This window comes from Acinetobacter sp. WCHAc060042, assembly GCF_003231195.1.
Classification (GTDB): Bacteria; Pseudomonadota; Gammaproteobacteria; order Pseudomonadales; family Moraxellaceae; genus Acinetobacter.
In genome coordinates this window covers 1-17590 of the sequence record NZ_QKVN01000036.1, presented here as the reverse complement: position 1 = coordinate 17590, position 17590 = coordinate 1, and the positions used below count along the sequence as shown (strand labels likewise).

The 17590-nt window shown below is 44.2% G+C and carries 16 protein-coding genes; 15 read left to right on the top strand and 1 reads right to left on the bottom strand.

Annotation, left to right across the window (positions count from 1 at the left end; genetic code table 11):
- The first annotated feature begins 64 nt into the window (after positions 1 to 64).
- From nuoC to DPG01_RS14300, 14 genes are all read left to right on the top strand, one after another.
- On the top strand, positions 65 to 1852 hold the full coding sequence (nuoC, locus tag DPG01_RS14365) for an NADH-quinone oxidoreductase subunit C/D (protein WP_086208153.1): 1788 nt from the start codon (positions 65 to 67) through the stop codon (positions 1850 to 1852).
- Positions 1853 to 1866: 14 nt separating this feature from the next.
- A complete protein-coding gene (nuoE, locus tag DPG01_RS14360; RefSeq protein WP_004695385.1) occupies positions 1867 to 2376 on the top strand; it encodes an NADH-quinone oxidoreductase subunit NuoE in 510 nt (169 codons plus the stop codon).
- Positions 2373 to 3707, top strand: a complete 1335-nt coding sequence (nuoF, locus tag DPG01_RS14355; protein WP_110975558.1) for an NADH-quinone oxidoreductase subunit NuoF — start codon at positions 2373 to 2375, stop codon at positions 3705 to 3707. Before nuoE ends, nuoF begins: the two co-directional genes overlap by 4 nt.
- Before the next feature lie 11 nt (positions 3708 to 3718).
- Positions 3719 to 6400 carry an NADH-quinone oxidoreductase subunit NuoG gene (nuoG, locus tag DPG01_RS14350; protein WP_110975557.1) on the top strand — a complete coding sequence of 894 codons (2682 nt, stop codon included), beginning with the start codon at positions 3719 to 3721 and terminating at the stop codon, positions 6398 to 6400.
- A 3-nt stretch (positions 6401 to 6403) separates the two neighbouring features.
- The gene (nuoH, locus tag DPG01_RS14345) at positions 6404 to 7411 is read left to right on the top strand and encodes an NADH-quinone oxidoreductase subunit NuoH (protein ID WP_110975556.1); all 1008 of its coding nucleotides are present in this window, start codon (positions 6404 to 6406) and stop codon (positions 7409 to 7411) included.
- A 16-nt stretch (positions 7412 to 7427) separates the two neighbouring features.
- Positions 7428 to 7970: an NADH-quinone oxidoreductase subunit NuoI gene (gene nuoI / locus DPG01_RS14340; RefSeq protein ID WP_004651038.1), complete on the top strand. Its 543-nt coding sequence runs from the start codon at positions 7428 to 7430 to the stop codon at positions 7968 to 7970.
- Positions 7970 to 8488 carry an NADH-quinone oxidoreductase subunit J gene (gene nuoJ, locus DPG01_RS14335; RefSeq protein ID WP_171264408.1) on the top strand — a complete coding sequence of 173 codons (519 nt, stop codon included), beginning with the start codon at positions 7970 to 7972 and terminating at the stop codon, positions 8486 to 8488. Before nuoI ends, nuoJ begins: the two co-directional genes overlap by 1 nt.
- The gene (gene nuoK, locus DPG01_RS14330) at positions 8488 to 8796 is read left to right on the top strand and encodes an NADH-quinone oxidoreductase subunit NuoK (protein ID WP_004695395.1); all 309 of its coding nucleotides are present in this window, start codon (positions 8488 to 8490) and stop codon (positions 8794 to 8796) included. Before nuoJ ends, nuoK begins: the two co-directional genes overlap by 1 nt.
- Positions 8793 to 10682, top strand: coding sequence for an NADH-quinone oxidoreductase subunit L (gene nuoL / locus DPG01_RS14325; RefSeq protein ID WP_110975555.1), 1890 nt, complete (start codon positions 8793 to 8795; stop codon positions 10680 to 10682). Before nuoK ends, nuoL begins: the two co-directional genes overlap by 4 nt.
- 7 nt (positions 10683 to 10689) lie before the next feature.
- On the top strand, positions 10690 to 12297 hold the full coding sequence (gene nuoM, locus DPG01_RS14320) for an NADH-quinone oxidoreductase subunit M (protein WP_171327429.1): 1608 nt from the start codon (positions 10690 to 10692) through the stop codon (positions 12295 to 12297).
- Between the two features lie 3 nt (positions 12298 to 12300).
- Positions 12301 to 13797, top strand: a complete 1497-nt coding sequence (gene nuoN, locus DPG01_RS14315) for an NADH-quinone oxidoreductase subunit NuoN (protein WP_110975553.1) — start codon at positions 12301 to 12303, stop codon at positions 13795 to 13797.
- 121 nt (positions 13798 to 13918) lie between these two features.
- Positions 13919 to 14554, top strand: a complete 636-nt coding sequence (upp, locus tag DPG01_RS14310; RefSeq protein ID WP_110975552.1) for a uracil phosphoribosyltransferase — start codon at positions 13919 to 13921, stop codon at positions 14552 to 14554.
- Between the two features lie 86 nt (positions 14555 to 14640).
- On the top strand, positions 14641 to 14934 hold the full coding sequence (locus DPG01_RS14305) for a cold shock domain-containing protein (protein WP_086208143.1): 294 nt from the start codon (positions 14641 to 14643) through the stop codon (positions 14932 to 14934).
- Positions 14935 to 15054: 120 nt separating this feature from the next.
- Positions 15055 to 15786, top strand: coding sequence for a cold shock domain-containing protein (locus tag DPG01_RS14300; protein WP_110975551.1), 732 nt, complete (start codon positions 15055 to 15057; stop codon positions 15784 to 15786).
- Positions 15787 to 15816: 30 nt separating this feature from the next.
- Here DPG01_RS14300 and gigC read toward each other — a convergent pair whose 3' ends face one another.
- Positions 15817 to 16695: a LysR family transcriptional regulator GigC gene (gene gigC / locus DPG01_RS14295; RefSeq protein ID WP_110975550.1), complete on the bottom strand. Its 879-nt coding sequence runs from the start codon at positions 16693 to 16695 to the stop codon at positions 15817 to 15819.
- A gap of 85 nt (positions 16696 to 16780) precedes the next feature.
- Between gigC and DPG01_RS14290 the strand changes: the two genes are divergently transcribed.
- Positions 16781 to 17542, top strand: a complete 762-nt coding sequence (locus DPG01_RS14290; protein ID WP_110975549.1) for a ferredoxin--NADP reductase — start codon at positions 16781 to 16783, stop codon at positions 17540 to 17542.
- Positions 17543 to 17590: the final 48 nt, after the last annotated feature.

Here is a 17590-nt window from a genome sequence, read left to right as displayed (position 1 = left end):
ACCCGGCTTGGGTGTAATTGTCGTTTAGGTTGAATGAATTTGTATTAAATAGGAAGCCAAGCCAATGGCTGAAACTGAAAACGCTATGCCAGAATCACCGCAAGTTGATTCACGCCCAGCATTTGCAATTGTAGAAGAGCTCAAAACCAAATTTGGTGAGAACTTCTATGTGCAAACGACTTTTGAAGACTTTCCAACAGTCTGGGTTGAGCGCGCGCGCGTACAAGAAGTTTTAATGTTCTTGCGTACAGTGTCACGTCCATACGTGATGTTGTTTGACTTGTCTGCGGTAGATGAACGTTTACGTACACACCGTGACGGTTTGCCTGCGTCTGACTTTACTGTGTTCTATCACTTGTTATCGCTTGAGCGAAATAGTGATATTCGTATCAAAGTTGCGTTGAATGAAAATGATGTAAATCTTCCAACGGCAACCAACATTTGGCCAAATGCCAACTGGTACGAGCGTGAAGCTTACGATATGTTCGGGATCAATTTCGAAGGGCATCCAATGCTTCGTCGTATTTTGTTGCCAACATACTGGGAAGGTCATCCACTTCGTAAAGAGTATTCTGCGCGTGCTACTGAATATACACCGTATATGCAGAACCAAGCGAAGCAGGACTATGAACAGGAACACCTTCGTTTCGTACCTGAAGATTGGGGTATGAAACGTGGAAATGACGACGAAGACTTCATGTTTCTTAACTTAGGTCCCAACCACCCATCTGCGCACGGTGCTTTCCGTGTAATCTTGCAGTTGGATGGTGAAGAAGTGAAAGACTGTGTGCCTGATATCGGTTATCACCACCGTGGTGTGGAAAAGATGTCCGAACGTCAAACTTGGCATTCATTCATTCCTTATACCGACCGTGTGGATTACTTGGGCGGTTGTGCGCAAAACATGCCTTATGTGATGGGTGTGGAGCAAATGGCGGGTATTACTGTACCTGACCGTGCGCAATGTATCCGTGTCATGATGTCTGAATTATTCCGTATCAATAACCACTTATTGTTCATCGGTACTGCAATTCAAGATGCCGGCGGTATGACACCTGTCTTCTACATGTTTGCGGATCGTCAAAAAATCTATGACGCAATTGAAGCGATCACTGGTTACCGTATGCACCCAGCATGGTTCCGTATCGGTGGTACAGCGCATGACTTGCCAAATAACTGGCAGCATCTGATTCGTGAAATCCTAGATTGGATGCCGAAACGTATGAATGAATACTACACAGCAGCACTTAAAAACTCTGTGTTTGTAGGTCGTACGCGTAACGTAGCTCAATATGATGCGAAATCTGCATTGGCTTGGGGTGTGACTGGTACAGGTTTGCGTGCAACTGGTATTGATTTTGATGTTCGTAAATACCGTCCTTATAGCGGTTATGAAAACTACGACTTCGATGTGCCACTTGAGTACGAAGGCGATGCTTATGCACGTGTGATGGTTCACTTCCGTGAAATTGAAGAATCTCTCAAAATCGTGAAGCAATGTTTAGACAACATGCCATCTGGTGCATATAAAGCAGATCACCCATTGGCTGTTCCACCGCCGAAAGATAAGACTTTACAAGACATTGAAACCTTGATTACGCACTTCTTAAGCGTATCTTGGGGTCCTGTAATGCCTGCAGGTGAAGCATCTGTAATGGCGGAAGTGGTCAAAGGTGCGTCGAACTACTACTTGACTTCAGATAAGTCAACGATGAGTTACCGTACTCGTATTCGTACACCAACTTTCACGCATTTACAGCAAATGCCTTCTGTGATTAACGGCAGTCTGGTATCTGACTTGATCATTTATTTAGCGACAATTGACGTCGTTATGGCTGACGTGGATCGCTAAGGGGTAAACGCATTATGATGATTTTGACTGATAAAAAGCCACGCGTGAATGTTGAAGGGATTTTGACTACGGACGAAATCCATGAAATCGAACATCACATTGGTCACTATCCGTACCCACGTGCAGCATCTTTGGATGCTTTGAAGTGTGTACAACGCCGTAATGGCTGGGTAGATGACGCGCAGCTAAACGCCATTGCTCAGTTATTGACAATCAGTGTTGCTGATTTGGAAGGTGTTGCAACTTTCTATAACCGTATTTACCGTCAACCCGTGGGTCGTAACGTCATTTTACTTTGTGACTCGATTGCGTGTTTCTTGATGGGTGCGGAAACTTTAGCAGAAGCTTTTCAGCGAGAGTTAGGCATTCAGTTTGGTCAAACGACTGCTGATGGTCGTTTTACTTTGCTGCCGATTTGCTGCTTAGGTAACTGTGACAAAGGCCCAACCTTGATGGTGAATGAAGACACTCACGGTTTGGTTGAAGTTTCTTCAGTGAAACAGTTATTGGAGAAGTATGTATGAATACCGAACCAAAACCAATTTATGGCGAAGGTAACCCAGAAACGCATCCATTAACTTGGCGTTTGAGTAAACAAAAGCACGTTCGTAATGCAGATGATTACGAAGCGCTTGAAGGTTACGCGGGTCTAAAAAAAGCAATCACCATGCCACCGAAAGATGTGCTTGAAGTGATTAAAGCGGCGACCGTAAAAGGTCGTGGTGGTGCGGGCTTCCCAGCTGGGATCAAATGGTCTTTGATGGCGCCAAATGACAACTCAGGGCCACGTTACCTGATTTGTAATGCCGATGAGATGGAACCAGGGACCTTTAAAGACCGTTTGTTGATGGAAAAACTTCCTCACCAATTGATTGAAGGGATGTTGATTGCAGCGTATACGCTTGAAGCAACTCATGGTTATATCTTCATTCGTGGCGAGTACATTGAAGCGGCTGCTTACTTAAATGAAGCGCTTGAGCAAGTTCGTGCCAAAGGTTACTTGGGTGATAACATCCTTGGAACGGGTTGGAACTTCGAGCTTTATGTACACACGGGCGCAGGTCGTTATATTTGTGGTGAAGAAACTGCATTGATTAACTCGCTTGAAGGCCGTCGTGCAAACCCACGTACCAAACCGCCATTCCCGCAAGTTGCTGGTGCTTGGGGTCGTCCTACGATTGTCAACAACGTAGAGACCTACAATAACCTACCTGCAATTATGCTGCGTGGCCCTGAGTGGTATATCGGCTTATCTGCGGGCAAGTCGAAAGATCCAGGCACAAAAATTTATGGTGCATCTGGTAAGGTGAAATTCCCAGGTCTTTGGGAACTTCCATTTGGTACAACTGCGCGTGAAGTGATTGAAGACTATGCAGGCGGTATGCGTGATGGTTTGAAACTGAAAGCATGGTTACCAGGTGGTGCATCTACAGATTTCTTGGCTGCTGAACATATTGATCTACCGATGGATGCTGAGAGCATCATGAAAGCAGGTTCACGTTTAGGTACGTGTTTGCTGATGGTGGTTGACGAAACGCAATGTATGGTTTCAGCGACACGTAACTTAGAAGAATTCTTTGCACGTGAGTCATGTGGTTTCTGTACGCCTTGTCGTGATGGTTTACCGTGGGCGGTGAAAGCACTGAAAGCATTGGAAGATGGTACAGGTAAGAAAGAAGATATTGATCACTTACAAGAGCTTACTCGTAAGCTTTGGATTGGTAAGACTTTCTGTGCGCATGCTCCAGGTGCAATGGAACCGTTGATGGGTGCACTCAAATATTTCCGTGGCGAGTTTGAAGCAAAAGTGGTGAATGCTGCTGCTGCGCAAACTAGCAACGTAGAACAAGCTTAAGGAATTCGACTATGGCTACAATTCATGTCGATGGCAAATCGTACGAAGTCAATGGCTCAGAGAACTTGCTACAAGCATGTTTGTCTTTGGGTATTGATATCCCGTACTTTTGTTGGCATCCATCCTTAGGTTCTGTCGGTTCTTGCCGTCAATGTGCCGTGACTCAATACGCAAACGCTGATGATACGCGTGGTCGTTTAGTCATGTCATGTATGACACCTGCATCTGACAATACCTACATCTCGATTGAAGACAAAGAAGCGAAAGACTTCCGCGCGTCAATTGTTGAGTTCTTGATGACCAACCACCCACACGACTGTCCAGTCTGTGAAGAAGGTGGGCACTGTCATTTACAAGATATGACTGTGATGACTCAACACGACCGTCGTCGTTACCGTTTCACGAAACGTACGCACTACAACCAAGAGTTAGGCTCATTCATTTCTCATGAAATGAACCGTTGTATCGCATGTTACCGTTGTGTTCGTTACTACAAAGACTACGCGGGCGGTACAGACTTTGGCGTATATGCAAGCGCGTCACGTGTTTACTTTGGTCGTCCTGAGTTGGGTACTTTAGAGTCTGAATTTTCGGGTAACTTGACTGAAGTATGTCCTACAGGTGTATTTACTGATAAAACGCATTCAGAACGCTATAACCGTAAGTGGGATATGCAGTATGCGCCAAGCGTATGCCAAGGCTGTTCTTCGGGTTGTAACATTTCTCCGGGTGAGCGTTATGGCGAACTTCGTCGTGTCGAAAACCGTTTTAATGGTGATGTAAACCAATACTTCCTTTGTGATAAAGGTCGTTTTGGGACAGGCTATGTGAACCGTGCAGATCGTCCACGTCAACCACAGTTCCGTAATGCTACAAACATTGAAACTGTTTCTGTAGATACTGCTTTAGATACGGTGATTGCAAATATTCAAGGCAAAAAAGTCTTAGGTATTGGTTCTCCACGTGCATCACTTGAGTCGAACTTCGCACTTCGCGAATTAGTCGGTCAAGAGCACTATTCAACAGGTATGTCTCAAAAAGAGCAGAACTTAGTTGAATTGGCTGCATCTATTATGCAAACCGAAGGTGTATATAACCCAGGTATGCGTGAAATCGAAAGCTATGATGCTGTGCTCATTTTGGGTGAAGACTTAACGCAAACTGCGCCACGTATGGCGTTGTCTGTTCGTCAAGCGGCGAAAAACAAAGCCAAAGAAATGGCTGCGGAACGCCGTACCCAAGACTGGTTGGCAGAACCGCTACAACGTATTGCTCAAGATGCGAAATCACCGATTTTCATCCTTGCGGCAACGCAAACTCGCTTAGCTGATGTGGCTACAGGTGAAGTGGTTGCATCTCCAAACGACATCGCTCGTTTAGGTTTTGCTGTTGCTGCTGCTGTGAAAGGTGATGCAATTCTTGGTCTCGCAGATGATGCAAAAGCCTTTGCTCAGAACATTGCAGAGACCCTAAAAGCGGCGAAGAAACCACTGATCATTTCAGGTACAAGTTTACAAGACGCATCCATCATGGAAGCTGCTGCACAAGTCGCGCAAAACCTTGGTGAAAATGCTGGTTTAACCCTGACAGTTCCTGAAGTGAACTCTATGGGCTTGGCGATCTTTGGTGGTCAAAGCTTAGAACAAGTGTTTGCACAAGACTATGACACGGTTGTGATCGTTGAAAATGATCTATTCCGTCGTTTGCCAGCGGCACAAGTTGAAGCGGCACTTGCAGATAAAGAAGTGATTGTTTTAGATCATTCTGAAACTGAAACTGTCAAGAAAGCCGATATCGTACTTTCTGCTGCGTCATTTGCTGAAGGCGATGGTACGGTTGTCTCTCAAGAAGGCCGTGCACAACGTTTCTACCAAGTGTATGACCCGAGCTACTACAAACCTGAGCTGGCGATCAAAGAATCTTGGCGCTGGTTACATGCCATTGAAACTGGCGTGAAGGGCAAAGCGATTTCTTGGACCTTGCTTGATGACGTGATTGAGTCAGTTGCGAAAAACGTACCTGCACTTGAGGCGATTCAAGATGTAGCTCCAGATGCGGGCTTCCGTGTCCATGGTTTGAAAGTTGCGCGTGAACCACGTCGTTACTCTGGTCGTACTTCTATGCGTGCACCATTGAACGTGCATGAACCGAAACAACCGACAGATATCGACTCTGCATTAACCTTCTCTATGGAAGGCTATGTCGGGAACCAGACGCCGTCTCCACTGGTACCATTTGCATGGTCAGCAGGTTGGAACTCACCGCAAGCTTGGAACAAATTCCAAGATAACGTCGGTGGTCACTTAAAAGGTGGTGATTCGGGGGTGCGTTTATTCGATCGTTTAGCGAAGCGTCCAGCACGTACTTTCGTAGCTCCTGCGGTTGTGGTTGCAAACCCTGATAGCTTCCGTTTAGTGCCAATGCATCACATTTTTGCTTCTGGTGAATTTACTGTGAAAACGCCTGCAATGGAGTCGCGTATTCCTGAAGCAGTCTTTGCAGTGGGTGAGCAAGATGCAACTCGTTTGAATGTTCAAGATGGTCAAAAAATCACTGTGAAAGCAGGTGAGACTTCGATTGTACTTCCAGTTCAAGTGATTGATTATTTACCTACAGGTTATATTGGTTATCCAGTTGGTCTTGCACCTACGGTTTCACTTGCTGAGCCTGTATCAGTCGCGGTAGGAGCGTAATTCATGCAACAAGAATTAATCCGTCAAACGCCGCTTTGGGCTGAGAACTGGCCAATTGCCTACTCAGTCATTCAAGCGATTGTGATTTTACTCGTTGTAGTACTCATCGCTGCGTTGATGTCTTTTATTGAGCGTCGTTTACTGGGCTTATGGCAAGACCGTTATGGTCCGAACCGTGTAGGTCCTGGGGGGATGTTCCAGATCGTTGCCGACATGCTGAAAATCATGTTCAAAGAAGACTGGACACCAAAGTTTGCTGACAAATTGACTTTCCGTTTAGCTCCTGCTGTTGCCATGGCAACAGCGGTGCTGTCGTTCATGGTTATTCCTGTATCACCATACTTAGGTGTGTCAGACATGAGCATTGGCCTATTGTTCTTTATGGCAATGGCCGGTATTGCAGTCTATGCCGTATTGTTTGGTGGTTGGTCATCAAACAACAAATATGCATTGCTCGGTGGCCTACGTTCAGCAGCTCAAACCATTTCGTACGAAGTGTTCTTGGGTATTTCACTGATGGGTGTGGTTGCAATTGCAGGCTCATTCAACATGCGTGAAATTGTAGAAGCACAAAAAGATGTATGGTTTGTCATTCCGCAGTTCTTAGGTTTCTTAATCTTCGTGGTTGCAGGTGTTGCGGTTACTCACCGTCACCCATTTGACCAACCAGAAGCGGAACAAGAATTGGCGGAAGGTTACCACGTCGAGTATGGCGGTATGAAATGGGGGATGTTCTTCGTTGCAGAATATGTCAACGTGGTTCTGATCTCTGCATTGATCGTCACGCTATTCTTCGGTGGTTGGTTAGCGCCATTTAACATCGACATTCCGTTCATTCCACCCGTATTCTGGTTCATTATCAAAACAGCATTCTTTGTGATGATGTTTGTCTTGGCTCGTGGTTCACTTATGCGTCCACGTTATGACCAAGTGATGAACTTTGGTTGGAAGATTTGCTTACCATTAGCGTTAGTTAACTTATTAGTTACTGGCGCAGTGATTCTGTGGTAAGGGCAGGGAGAATAAAATGTATAAAATTCTAGCTGGGTTCGGGTCAATCGTACGTTCACTGTGGATGGTTTTCTCACACGTGACACGTAAACGTGACACCATTCTTTACCCAGAAGTGCCAGCCGAACAAATTGTTCCACCACGTTTCCGTGGTCGTATCGTGTTAACACGTGACCCAGATGGTGAAGAACGTTGTGTTGCGTGTAACTTATGTGCAGTTGCATGTCCTGTTGGCTGTATTTCACTACAAAAAGCAGAAAAGGAAGATGGTCGTTGGTATCCGGAGTTTTTCCGTATCAACTTCTCACGTTGTATTTTCTGCGGTATGTGTGAAGAAGCATGTCCGACGACTGCAATTCAAATGACGCCAGATTTCGAGTTGGGTGAATACGTTCGTCAAGACTTGGTATACGAGAAAGAAAACTTACTCATTTCAGGTCCTGGTAAATACCCAGACTACAACTTCTACCGTGTAACAGGTATGGCTGTAACTGGAAAAGACAAAGGTCAAGCGCAGCGTGAAAGCGCACCAGTTGATGTACGGAGCTTATTACCATGATGTGGCCATTTTATTTGATGGCACTTGTGGCCATCGTTTCTACGATTCGTGTTGTGACCAACGCGAATCCTGTACACGCTTTATTGAGCTTGATCGTGTCACTTCTTGCAGTTGCAGGCATGTTTATGATCGTGGGTGCGCCATTTGCTGGCGCGCTTGAGATCATCGTCTATGCAGGCGCGATCATGGTGTTATTCGTATTCGTAGTGATGATGTTAAACCTTGGTCAACATACCGTTGAACAAGAGCGTAAATGGTTAACATCGTCTGCTTGGGCATATCCAGCGCTCATGAGCTTCTTAATGGGCTTGGTGTTGGTGTGGATGCTCGGCTCTGACTACACAGTGGCTGGCCCTGCTATGGGTACCGAAGTTGTGGGTCCAAAAGTCGTTGGCCAAGCACTCTTTACTCACTATTTATTATTGGTTGAAGTTGCTGCCATGTTATTGCTTGCTGCATTGGTTGCAGCATTCCATCTTGGTAAACGTGAACCAGGTGCAGAAGAGGACAAACAATAATGGGCAACATCCCTTTAGAACATGGTTTGATTGTTGCAACCATCCTTTTTGCACTGGGTTTTTACGGTGTGATGGTGCGACGCAATCTATTATTTATGTTAATGAGCCTTGAAATCATGATGAACGCAGCAGCGCTTGCGTTTGTTTTGGCTGGTAGTGCATGGGTACAACCAGACGGACAAATCATGTTTATTTTGATCTTAACGCTTGCTGCGGCAGAGGCTTGTATTGGTCTTGCGATCGTCCTTCAGTTCTACCATCGCTTCCATCACTTGGATGTGGATGCTGCTAGTGAGATGCGCGGATGAGTTTTTTATATTTAACAGTATTATTCCCGCTCATTGGTTTTGTCCTTTTAGCGGCAGGTCGCAACAAGCTTCCTGAAAATGTCGCTGCCATTATTGGTGTGGGGGCAGTTGGTCTTTCTGCATTGGTTGCATTAATCGCGGGTCTAGACTTTGTGAATAATGGCAAAGTGACTTATGTTCAACATCTTTGGACATGGTTCAATGTAGGTAACCTAAGCCCAGGCATTAGCTTACATCTTGACGGTTTATCACTGCTCATGATGGCTATGGTGACAGGTGTGGGTTTCCTGATTCACATCTTTGCATCATGGTACATGCGTGGTGAAGAAGACTTCGCGCGTTTCTTCTCTTATTTCAACCTGTTCGTTGCTAGCATGTTGCTGCTCGTATTGGGTGATAACTTAGCGTTATTGTTCTTAGGTTGGGAAGGCGTGGGTCTATGTTCTTACTTGCTGATTGGTTACTACTACCAAAACCCTGCAAATGGTTTTGCAGCAATTAAAGCATTTACCGTAACGCGTATTGGTGACGTTTTCTTACTGATTGCTTTGTTCTTAATTTACCAACAGTTTGGTACTTTAAACATTGCGGAAGTGGTTGCAGCTGCACCAACAGTGATGACACAAAGTTCATCTTTAACCATTTGGACAGCACTCATGTTGTTCTTGGGTGCGGCAGGTAAATCTGCACAGATCCCATTACAAACATGGTTGGCCGATGCAATGGCAGGTCCTACACCTGTATCTGCATTGATCCACGCTGCAACAATGGTAACCGCAGGTGTTTACCTGTGCTGCCGTATGCACACTGTGTTTGAAATGGCACCAGAAGTGATGATGTTTATCTCAATCACGGGTGCGGTAACGTTGTTAGTGGCTGGTTTTGCTGCATTGGTTCAAACCGACATCAAACGTATTTTGGCTTACTCAACGATGAGTCAGCTGGGTTATATGTTTATGGCAGTGGGTGCTGAAGCTTACCAAGCAGGCCTATTCCACATGCTGACTCACGCATTCTTCAAGGCATTATTGTTCTTGTCTTCGGGTGCTGTGATTTTGGCTTACCACCACGAACAAAACATCTTCAAGATGGGCGGTTTATTCTACAAGAACAAATTCCTATTTGCTTGCTTCGCCATTGGTGGCGGTGCATTGGCAGCGATTCCATTCATCACCGTAGGCTTCTTCTCGAAAGATGCAATCTTGGGTGCAGTTTGGGTACAAGGCGAATCAATCGCAGTGTATAACTCATTGTACTGGGTGGGTGTAGCAGGTGCATTCTTAACCTCGATTTACACATTCCGTCTGATTTGGGTTGTGTTCTTTGGTAAAGAAAATACGCCATACCATGCGATTAAAGGCATCACTTACTGGGGTCCTCTAGGTATTCTTGCGGTACTTTCAACTTTTGTCGGTGCGGCACTTAAAGCACCGGTGGAAAGCATTTTAAATGCAGCAAAAATTCCAACATTTGTGGTTCCTGAAGCTTTAGAACATGGCATGCACAGTGCAGAATATACTGCTGTAGGTATTGCATTGGTTGGCTTGGTGATAGGTGTAGTCTTGTTTGCGTTTGCTTATAACGCAGTAAAAGGCTTTGCTAAAACGTCATTGGGTGCAGGTCTTGCAAACATTTGCCGTAACGCACTGGGTTTCGATGCGCTTTATGACATCGTTTTTGTGAAACCATATTTGCTTATTGCGAAGATTCTAGGCCGTGATCCAATTGATCGCTTGTGGTTAGTCTTGCCTGCTATTGTGAAAGGTGGGCATAGCTTCACAAGTTCACGTCAAACAGGTTCATTGCGTGATTACGCATCAAGCATGGCATTAGGTATCTTTGTATTGCTAATGGTCTTGATCGTAACTCAGATCGTGGGGAAATAAGATGGAAATCACAAACAACTGGATTCTACCCGCGCTGATCTTAGTTCCGTTCATTGCTGGTTTTATTTGTTGGTTAGTCGACAAACTCGACGACAAACTGCCGCGTTATATTGCGCTGATTGGTATGCTCATTACTTTGGGCTTAACCATTGCACTGTGGCAAACAGGTACATTTAACTACGAACTTGGCGCGAAAGTGCCATCGTGGTCTGCTGAATTCATGTTGCCATGGATTCAAACTTTAGGCATTAACATCCACTTAGCGGTGGATGGCCTATCTCTATTAATGGTGGGTTTAACGGCACTTTTAGGTGTGTTGGCTGTCGGCTGTTCTTGGGGTGAAATTCAAAAGAATGTTGGTTTCTTCCACTTAAACCTTTTATGGTCTTTGGGTGGTGTGATCGGTGTCTTCTTAGCGATTGACATGTTCTTGTTCTTCTTCTTCTGGGAGATGATGCTTGTACCTATCTACTTTTTGATCGCGCTTTGGGGTCATAAAGGGGCAGAAGGTAAATCACGTGTTTACGCTGCAACCAAATTCTTTATCTATACGCAAGTCGCTGGTCTTATTATGTTGATCGGTATCCTAGGCCTCGTGGTTTATGGTTACATGATGACAGGTATGATCGGTTTTGATTACAACTACTTATTAGCTGTAGCCAACACTTTAGACAAAGAATTACCTACCGTTGCTTATGCATTCATGCTGTGTTTATTTGTCGGTTTTGCGGTAAAACTTCCAGTTTTCCCATTACACGGTTGGTTACCAGATGCGCATGCACAAGCACCTACAGCGGGTTCGGTTGACCTTGCAGGTATTTTGATTAAGACGGCTGCATACGGTCTACTTCGTTTTGTGATTCCATTCTTCCCAGCGGCTTCTGCACAGTTTGCAGATATCGCGATCATTTTCGGTTTGATCGGTATCTTCTACGGTGCTTGGTGTGCTTTCCAGCAAACCGATATGAAACGTTTACTTGCGTACACGTCAATTTCACACATGGGCTTTGTTTTACTTGCGATTTACGCAGGTAACATTTTAACCTTCCAAGGTTTGATGATCATGATGTTGGCACATGGCTTGTCATCTGCTGCATTGTTCATTATGTGTGGTCAAGTGTACGAGCGTGTTCATACACGTGATATGCGTTTGATGGGCGGTATGCGTGGTCAGTTCCCATATCTTGCATTCTTCCTCATGTTCTTCGTGGCGGCGCTTGTAGGTATTCCGGGTCTAGGTAACTTCATTGGTGAGTTCCTTATCCTGATGGGTTCTTATGCAAAATTCCCAGTGTTTACTATTCTTGCAGCTGTAAGCTTAGTATTTGCAGGTCTTTATGGCTTGATTCTGATCCACAAAGCATTGTTTGGTACACCGAACGAAGAACAACAACAGCACTACAACAACCCATTGAAAGACTTAAATGCGCGTGAAGTAGTGATCTTGTTAATCTGTGCTTTTGGTCTGTTATGGCTGGGTCTATATCCACAAAGCTTCCTTGATATTTCAAATTCAAGCATGGCGTGGTTAGCAAACAGCTACATTCCTGTACAAGAAGTCGTTGACGTTGCAAGTCAAGCAACTGTTCAACTCGAAAATGTGGAGATGCAATAAGTCATGAACTTCACAATGTCATTTTCTGAGCTTATGCCTTTAGCTCCCGTGATGATCGTTGCTTTAACAACGATCGTCGTGATGATTCTTACTGCAATTAAGCGTAACCATAACTTAATTGCAACAGCATCAGTTGTGGGCTTAAACCTTGCAGCAGCTTATGTGCTTTTCACAATGTTTGGTGGGGCTTTTAAACCAGCAAACGTGATGGGTATGTTCATGGTGGATGCGTTCACCTTGTTATACCAAGTGATCATTTTGATTGCGGCACTGGCATGCTGTACTTTGTCTCATGCCTATATCGAGACTTATAAAGATAACCGTGAAGAACTGTATATCTTAATGTTGTCATCAGTGACTGGTGCAATGTTAATGGTCGCAAGCTCTCACTATGCATCGTTCTTCATTAGCCTTGAGTTGATGTCGATTCCTGTATATGGCTTATTGGCGTATACACACCAACGCTCTAAATCTTTAGAAGCGGGTGTGAAGTACTTGGTGCTTTCAGCAACCGCTTCGGCAATGTTGTTGATGGGTATGGCTTACATTTACGCGTACACAGGTTCAATGTCGTTCTATGACAATGTTCAAGCGTTAATGCAAAACATCCAGCAACCGATGGTGCTTTTAGGTTTAGGTTTCATCGTATTTGCTGTGGCATTTAAACTTTCTTTAGCGCCATTCCACAAATGGACACCAGACGTTTATGCAGGTGCACCAACACCGATTGCAACTTTCCTTGCAACGGCTGCAAAAGTCGCAACAATTGGCCTGTTTGTACGTTACATTTTAACTTCAGGTGCGATCCTAGTTGACTCTATCATCACGATCTTAACTGTGATTGCAGTGTTATCAATCTTGGTGGGTAACTTCCTTGCAGTGAAGCAAGTGAACTTGAAACGTATCTTGGCATACTCTTCAATTGCACACTTTGGTTACTTGTTGATTGGTTTAATCAGCATGACCTATGCAAGCCTTGGAAACGTATCTGTTTATGTAATCACTTATGTATTAACTACAATTGGTGCGTTCGGTGCAGTTGCATTGATGTCTAGTCCATATAACAATGTGGATGAAGCAGAAAGCCTAGCAGACTACCGTGGTCTATTCTGGCGTCGTCCAGTGTTGACCGCAGTGTTAACCGTGATGATGTTATCGCTTGCAGGTATTCCATTGACAGCGGGCTTCATTGGTAAGTTCCTGGTGGTGATGGCTGCGGTAACGAATCAACATTGGTTCCTTGCTGCGATGATCATTGTTGGTTCTGGTATTGGTCTATACTACTATCTTCGTGTGATGGTTGTGATGTATATGACACCACCAGACGCACCGCGTGTCGACGCTGTGGATCATTGGGGCCAAAAAGTGGGGGGGATTATGGTGCTTTTAGCTGCGGCGGCAGTACTGGTGATTGGTATCTATCCAGATCCAATTATTAAGCTTGCGCTTCAGTCTGAGATTTTATCTCCAATCCACTTTATGCTTTCTCAACAGCACTAATCATTCAAAACGTTTTGTTTTAATAAAAAAGCCTCCATCAATTGGGGGCTTTTTGTTTTTATCGCACGATAAAAAGCTTTATAATGTCAGGAATTTTATTTTACCTTTTAGGTGCTCTCCCGTGGCTATCCATGAAATTCGTCATCCGTTGATTCGTCATAAGCTTGGTCTTCTTCGTCGTGCAGATATCAGCACGAAAAACTTTCGCGAGCTGGCTCAAGAAGTGACTATGCTGTTGACCTATGAAGCAACTAAAGATTTACCTGTGTGTGATCATGAAATTGATGGTTGGAATGGTAAAGTCATCGTAGACCGTATTGTGGGTAAAAAAATTACGGTTGTGCCAATTTTACGTGCGGGTATTGGTATGTTGGATGGTTTCTTAAACCTGATTCCAAGTGCAAAAGTATCTGTATTGGGTTTAGAGCGCGATGAAGAAACGCTTGAAGCGCGTACTTATTACAAAAAATTGGTGCCAGATGTACAAAACCGTTTAGCCATGATTATTGACCCAATGCTTGCAACAGGGTCTTCGTTGGTTGCGGCGATTGATGTTTTAAAGGCAAGTGGTTGTAAGGATATTCGTGTAATGGTATTGGTTGCGGCGCCTGAAGGAATTAAACGTGTAAATGATGCGCACCCAGATGTCACTATTTTCACGGCTTCAATTGACCAAGGTTTAAATGCTAATGGTTATATCGTGCCGGGTTTAGGCGATGCGGGCGATAAAATCTTTGGTTCAGTTCAAAAAGATTAATGATTAAAATGAATGCATAAAGGAGGCTTTCACAGCCTCTTTTTTATATACTGGCTATCTAGCCATGTACAGATGAGGATCGGGTAATGAAGTCTGAACAATATCAAGGAAAAGTGAAGCAATATAATGCGGATAAAGGTTTTGGTTTTATTTCCTCACCTGAAGGCGACGTATTTTTTCATATCTCGGATTTCCCAGCAGACTCAGGTGAGCCGAAACGCAATGAACGTGTAAAGTTTAATGTGGTTGAAAATGGCGATCGCTATAAAGCAATTAAAATTGAGCGGGTTGAAGACAACTCTGCCAAAGCTAAGAAATCGAAAGTCTCAAGCCACAATAAGTCGATTACCACAGATTTATTGTCTAATTTCAGACGTTAAAATGGGTAAATTGAGTATGCACATGCTGCAAAATTAATCTGCTTATTTTGATTGAAAGAGGCTTTTTAGCCTCTTTTTTATTGATTACAATACGAAAAATACAGTTGATTAGCGCATATTATGTTTCTGAACGGGAAAATCAAAAGCTTTAGCCCCTCACGTGGTTTTGGTTTTATTGAAGTAGACGGGGATGTTGATGATGTGTTTTTTCATATCAAAGATTTGCCGCAGAACAACATTGAACCCAAGATTGGTGAAGCGTTGCAGTTTATGATTGTGGAAGATCAAGGCAAGTTTAAGGCTGGAAATATCCAGCGGCTGAATCATCCAACAGAAACTCAAAAATTAGGTGAGTTAAAGAAAAAAGTAAGACCGAGTAACTCATCTGTTCGCTATAACGAGGCAGGACATAAAAGTACGATCATTACCGTGATCGGTGTGATTGTGATTGCAGTGTTGGGATTTCTGATTTATGGCAAATATCAAAGCTATAGTATCGAAAAACAACATAAAGCTGAGCAATTGATGCTTGAGCAACAGCAGATTGTAGAAGAACAACGTAAGGCTTTAGGTGAGTTACCTGATCAGGTGCTTACAGAGCAAGGTAAACAAAACTTAGATGCTGAGCTACATCAAACCAATCAACCTCGCTCAGAACGTGTGACGCAGAGCATTGATAAACAAAATGGTCGTTTACCTGTCAGCACAGGAAAGTTCAAATGCGATGGACGAACTCATTGCTCCCAAATGCGTTCCTATGAAGAAGCGCTTTACTTCTTAAGGAACTGTCCAAATACCAAAATGGATGGGAACAATGATGGTGAGCCTTGTGAGCGCCAATTTGGGAAATAAAAAAAGCACCTTCGGGTGCTTTTTGCTTAGTTATTTTTCGCAAAACTTCATGAAAGCTTTGAGTCCTGGGCCTTGGTACTTCTGACGATGCACCAACATGAACAGTGGACGGGTGAGAGACCAAAACGGTGTATCAAGCACCACCAACTGGCCTTTTTCACGCAAAGGTTCAGTTGCCAGTTTTGAAATACAGGACATCCCTAAACCACCCGCCACTATTTTTAAAATCGCTTCATTATGACCCAAGGTCAGACGGATATTGGCATCAGGCAAGTCTTTCAAAATAGCATTATCAAATACTTCACGTGTACCTGAACCTTCTTCACGCAAGATCCACTCGACTGATTTAAAGTCATCTGCGGTCAAAGTACGGTTTAGTTGTGCAAGAGGGTGGTTGGGTGCACAGCAGACGGCTAATTCATCGTCACGCCAGTGAATGCATTGCAGTTGTGGCAAGTGACAAGAGCCTTCAATCAAGGCCAAATCCAGTTGGAACTGATTCACTGCTTCAATCATTTGACGGGTATTACCCACTTGTAGCTGTAAATGGGCCTGAGGCTGAATTTGTAAGAAGTCGGCCATCAGGTCAGGCATGAGGTAGTCACTGATGGTTAGAGTTGCACCTAAACGTAAATCAATGCTTTGTAACTCACCTTTAGCGGCTTGCTCGAAAGCATCACAGCGACCCAAAATTTCTAAAGCTTGTGGCAACAGGAAACGCCCCAGATCATTGAGTTGAAGACGCTTACCTAGACGGTCAAACAGTGGTGCCCCCAAACCGTCCTCTAGATCTGCTAAAGCCATACTCGCAGCACTCTGGGTGAGTCGAACCGCATCACTGGCTTTGGTTACTGTGCCTTCTTGAGCAACTGCTACAAAAACCGCCAACTGGCGTAAAGTCATGCGCATGAATATAGCCTTAACATTTAAAAAATATTAACAAATTATGTGGTCATGCTAACATGAGCAACGTCTTTGATGCCACGCTGAAATCATGTCAATTGAAAAATTTAGCCTAGAAAAGGTTTTATCCGTACACCGTTGGACCAATACACTTTTTAGTTTCACCATGACGCGACCTGCACATTTTAAGTTTAGCGCAGGACAATTTGCCCGTATTGGCATCAAAGTAGGTGATGAATTGGTAGTTCGAGCGTATTCGGTGGTGTCCTCTCCCTTTGATGAAACTTTAGAATTTTTCTCGATTGTGGTGCCAGAAGGTGCCTTTACCTCAAATTTACAACACTTAAAAGTTGATGATGACATCTACCTTGAAAAGATCCCGTACGGCTTTTTGACTTTGGCGCGTTATCAGTTGCCACTACCAAAAGACTTATGGTTACTGGGCACAGGGACAGGGCTTGCGCCTTTTATTTCAATGTTACAAGACTTTGAGACGTGGTCGAAGTACGAGAGCATTACACTGGTCTATAGCGTACGTACAGCTTCTGAACTGGCCTATGCAACACGCATTCAGGAAATTGCAGAGACCTTTGGTGAAGGCCATAGAGGCTTTAAATTTGTGCCAATTATTACCCGTGATCCACATGCGCCACTACATGACCGCTTACCCGTACTGATTGAAAATGGTGAGCTTGAAAAAGCAGTTGGTTTGAGTCTGAACCCTGAAACTAGCCATGTGATGCTGTGTGGTAACCCGCAAATGGTCGAAGACACCAAAGAGGCATTAAAAGCACGTGGCCTGACTATGAATCGCCGTGGTGAAGGAAATATTGCGGTCGAAAACTATTGGTAAAGCTATTTCGCTAATAAAATGCTCATCGAATGATGGGCTTTTTTTATT

What these genes read in the sequence shown, in the direction of transcription:
- nuoC (WP_086208153.1), top strand. Translation starts at nt 65, where the DNA reads ATGGCTGAAACTGAAAACGCTATGCCAGAATCACCGCAAGTTGATTCA.
- nuoK (WP_004695395.1), top strand. Translation starts at nt 8,488, where the DNA reads ATGGGCAACATCCCTTTAGAACATGGTTTGATTGTTGCAACCATCCTT.
- nuoF (WP_110975558.1), top strand. Translation starts at nt 2,373, where the DNA reads ATGAATACCGAACCAAAACCAATTTATGGCGAAGGTAACCCAGAAACG.
- nuoG (WP_110975557.1), top strand. Translation starts at nt 3,719, where the DNA reads ATGGCTACAATTCATGTCGATGGCAAATCGTACGAAGTCAATGGCTCA.
- nuoJ (WP_171264408.1), top strand. Translation starts at nt 7,970, where the DNA reads ATGTGGCCATTTTATTTGATGGCACTTGTGGCCATCGTTTCTACGATT.
- DPG01_RS14300 (WP_110975551.1), top strand. Translation starts at nt 15,055, where the DNA reads ATGTTTCTGAACGGGAAAATCAAAAGCTTTAGCCCCTCACGTGGTTTT.
- nuoL (WP_110975555.1), top strand. Translation starts at nt 8,793, where the DNA reads ATGAGTTTTTTATATTTAACAGTATTATTCCCGCTCATTGGTTTTGTC.
- DPG01_RS14305 (WP_086208143.1), top strand. Translation starts at nt 14,641, where the DNA reads ATGAAGTCTGAACAATATCAAGGAAAAGTGAAGCAATATAATGCGGAT.
- gigC (WP_110975550.1), bottom strand. Translation starts at nt 16,695, where the DNA reads ATGCGCATGACTTTACGCCAGTTGGCGGTTTTTGTAGCAGTTGCTCAA.
- nuoH (WP_110975556.1), top strand. Translation starts at nt 6,404, where the DNA reads ATGCAACAAGAATTAATCCGTCAAACGCCGCTTTGGGCTGAGAACTGG.
- DPG01_RS14290 (WP_110975549.1), top strand. Translation starts at nt 16,781, where the DNA reads ATGTCAATTGAAAAATTTAGCCTAGAAAAGGTTTTATCCGTACACCGT.
- nuoN (WP_110975553.1), top strand. Translation starts at nt 12,301, where the DNA reads ATGAACTTCACAATGTCATTTTCTGAGCTTATGCCTTTAGCTCCCGTG.
- nuoE (WP_004695385.1), top strand. Translation starts at nt 1,867, where the DNA reads ATGATGATTTTGACTGATAAAAAGCCACGCGTGAATGTTGAAGGGATT.
- nuoI (WP_004651038.1), top strand. Translation starts at nt 7,428, where the DNA reads ATGTATAAAATTCTAGCTGGGTTCGGGTCAATCGTACGTTCACTGTGG.